The following is a 1142-nucleotide window of genomic DNA, read 5'->3' as shown; positions in this document are numbered from 1 at the left end:
GTCCAGTTCCTGCTGGACAATTGGGTGCTCGCCCACCAGCTCGTCGTGTAGGTGATCACGGCGGTCGTGCTGTCGATCGGGTAGGCACCCAGGTCACCGGTCCAGCCGCTGACGTTGTAGCTGGTCGCGTAGACCTTGCCGTTGCTTCGTGTCAGGTTGGCTGAACCGACACTGGCGCTGGCCTCCCCGGCGCGTTGTGACCGGATCGAGTCGAAGGCGGCCTGCATGGCGTCGGCGGTCGCATCGGGTGTTGTTGCGAGAAACATCTCGCCGCGGCCGTTGATCGTCGCATGCCACAGCTCGTCGATCGCAGATGCATTGGCACCGGCAGTGCCGAAGGTGGTTGCCGGCCAGAAGCTGGCGGGGGAGGCCGTGGTCGGTGCCGCAGTAGCCGGCCACAGGTTGCCCTTGGACCCGATCGACACCGCATAGGTCGTCATGTGCAGGTTCGGATTTGCATCGCTGTCGGAGGTCGGCACCCTGCCCGTCGACATCGCGGGACGCAGGTTATTCGTGTAGTAGGACAGGGCCAGGTCGGCGAGCGTGCCAGCGTAGGTCGTGGCAAACGGCGGGCGATTGTTGCCATACAACGAGGCGTCGTAGCTCGGGGCGGCAGCGGCTGCATCGTCGGCATAGCCGTCGGTGGCAATCAGTGCGGCGTTGCGTTGGCACGCGTACCCCACGATCGTGCTGCCGCTGAATTGCTGGCCGATGTACCTCAGCACCTTGCGCGTCGGCGTCGAACTGCTCGCGTTGCTTCGGTAGAAGGGAGCGAGTGCAGCTTGATAGCCGGTGCTCGGTGTGGTTGAGTCCATGTCGTACATCGTCGGAGCGATTAGACCCGTGCCTGCGACCTGATTCGAGAAGGAGACGGTGCCGAGGTTGATGCCGTCGATGCGCTGCAGGATCTTGCCCATCGAGGCCGCCAAGGTCAGCTTGCGTTTTCGGTAGTACTGGAACCAGTTGGCAAAGTTCTGCAATTCGTCGGCATAGCTGCGCCCCGATGGGAAGGTGTTGCCGGACTTGATTTCATACCGCTTCAATKTCCCGCCGTCGTAAGCGGTGGCACAGGTCGGGTCATTCGCGGACACGGTGCAGACTTCAGGGACCCAGAAGGTGGCCGGGTAGTAGCTGAAGGAGAC

At 62.9% G+C, this 1142-nt stretch carries 1 pseudogene; it reads right to left on the bottom strand.

Annotation, left to right across the window (positions count from 1 at the left end):
- Positions 1–1142: pseudogene (locus AC1D15_RS33465) on the bottom strand (pilus assembly protein); the annotation flags it as partial.

It is taken from the genome of Rhizobacter sp. P2_H2 (assembly GCF_056403375.1).
The sequence above is the reverse complement of the archived record's forward strand: the minus strand, read 5'-3'. Positions and strand labels throughout refer to the sequence as shown.